We start from the raw sequence: 2,268 nt of genomic DNA on the forward strand, positions 1-2,268 counted from the left end.
TTCCGGCTGACGAAGTGGGCCTCCCGCCGCTGAGCGAGGCCGAGCAGGAGGCCGTGGCGCGCGAGGCGGACCGGCTCGCAGAGGATCCAGACGCACCCCGCAATCTCTGAGATGCCCTCCCGAACGCCCGTTCGTTAGCCGGTCCAGTTCCGGGCAGGCGACCTGGGTCTTCGTACGGGTGGCTTGGATGGCGATCTGTTAGATTGCGCTGGCGTTGGAGATGCGGATGAGCACCTTCCCGGTGGCGCCTTGCTCGACAGCGTCATGGGCGGCGGCCGTCTCGTCGAGCGAGTACCAGGTGATGGGCAGCCCGGCTGCTTCACCGACCGGGAGCGCCCCGGCCATCAGTGCCGATGTGACGTCTTCTGCCGCAGCAGCGAGGGCGTCGTCGCCGACGGTGTAAAGGAGCAGTCCCTGCCAACGGGCGTTCTTGGCGAAGCTCGCGGCGATGGGGGCGGTGAAGTCGTCTCCGTTGTTGTTCGCGTAGAACGCGATGCTGCCGTGATTGGCGAGCACCGTGACATCGAGGGATGCGTTCTGTGCGGGGGAAACCTCGACAATGTGGTCAACCCCGCCCGGAGCGCCTTCCAAGATGCGCGCCGCCAGGTTGTCGTCGGGATACTGGAATACATGGTGGGCTCCGGCCGCGCTTGCGAGATCAGCCTTGTCTCTACTGCTGACGGTCGCGATGACGGTAGCACCCGCCCACACGGCGAGTTGGATGGCGGCGTGCCCGACGGCGCCCGCCCCGCCTTGAACGAGCACCACTCTTCTCTCGAGGGCACCGGGCGACAGCCTCTCGGGACCGAACTCGTGAACGGTGAGGGCGCGGTGCGCCGTCATTGCGGGCACGCCGAGACTCGCGGCCACATCGAACCCGATTCCGTCCGGCAGTCGCACCACACGGGTGGCGGGCACGACCGTGAACTCCTGAGCCGTGCCGGTCGGTCGTTGGTGCGCGGCAAGGAACAGCCACACTCGATCACCGACCGCGAGGCCGGTGACGTCCGCTCCGACGGCATCGATGACACCCGCGCCATCCTGATTCGGTATCACCTCCGCGAAGTCCATCGGTCTGTCGACGGAGGCGCGGGCCTTCCAGTCGGTCGGGTTCACGCCCGAGACGGCTACACGGACCCTCACCTCGCCCGGCCCCGGCGTTGCGGGCTCGCGCTCGCTCAATGCCAGAACCGAGGAGTCACCACGACGCGAATAGACAATCGCTTTCATACCCGATTCAAGGCGACGATGCCGGCGAGCATTCCTCCCTTCGCCCGCGGAATCGGTCGCGCTACAACCGCGGCCCTCCGCCCGATAGGCGTGCCGCGTGACAGATAAGTCGCTCAGTCAAGTCGCGCGCTCGGAGCCACGCGCTAATTTGGGCTGGTTTCCAGCGCTGGACGGCAAGGCGCAGCTGACCCTCGTCGACTTGAAGGAGCGAATGTGACCCCCGCCACCGGAGCCTTGTCCCACGAGGAACTGAAGTCGCTTCTGGAGCGCACTCACAGGCACTCACGCTGTGGGTCGAGGTCGGTCTGAATGATGATGTTCAGCGCGGTCCCTACCCGGCTGCATTGTCGTCGCACTTGACGAGGTGTCCGATCGGGCGACGCCGAAGGATCGCAACAGCACCCGGCGTCTTCGCGGCTCGGGTGATGGGTCGAGCCGGCCTGCTGGCATAAGCGCGCACTAAATGACGGGGGCACAGCTGCCCCTCTCTCTTCCGGTCTCCGCAGGCGGTGAGACATGCGGCCGACACGGAGTCCAGTTACTCGGGATGGGCCCCCTATGCTGACGACAGTTCATCCGATCCTTGGGGGCCCGGAGACTGTGGGGGGAGCGGACATGCCGAATGACGACGTCACTTCGGGCGCTGCGGGAGCGCCGTCGGTCGACCAGATACCGAAAGCGGATATCAAGCGGAAACGACTGACTGGGCGCGCGTGGATCGCTATAGCCGTGATCGCGGTTGTCGTGCTCGCGGTAGCCGTCACGTCCGGTGTAATCATCGCGCAGGTGAACGCGCAGAGTCAGCGCGCTGACGCTGCGGCCGCCGACCTGGCGGCGGTGACGGAGGCGCACGCGGCGTACGCCGCTGCGAACGCGGAATACGCGTTCAGCATGCAGACGGCTTCTGCCGACGCCGCGGTGTACCAGGAGATCCTCGCCGAGGCGAAGCTTTCGGGAGTTTTCGATGCAGCCGCGGTCCAGACCTACGAGGCAGCCCTCGCAGAGTTCACCGCTCTCATCCCCGCGGAAGGCACGGCA

General features: G+C 66.4%; 2 protein-coding genes. One reads left to right on the top strand and one right to left on the bottom strand.

Annotated elements, in window-relative coordinates:
- Nucleotides 1-198: 198 nt before the first annotated feature.
- Nucleotides 199-1,230 (bottom strand): NADPH:quinone reductase, encoded by a 1,032-nt coding sequence (locus VFX99_RS12445; RefSeq protein ID WP_329666609.1) that lies wholly within the window; start codon nt 1,228-1,230, stop codon nt 199-201.
- Nucleotides 1,231-1,959: 729 nt separating this feature from the next.
- Between VFX99_RS12445 and VFX99_RS12450 the strand changes: the two genes are divergently transcribed.
- Nucleotides 1,960-2,268 (top strand): hypothetical protein (locus VFX99_RS12450; protein WP_329666610.1); only part of this gene is annotated, 309 nt, incomplete at its 3' end.

It is taken from the genome of Microbacterium sp. (assembly GCF_036277215.1).
Lineage (GTDB): Bacteria > Actinomycetota > Actinomycetes > Actinomycetales > Microbacteriaceae > Microbacterium.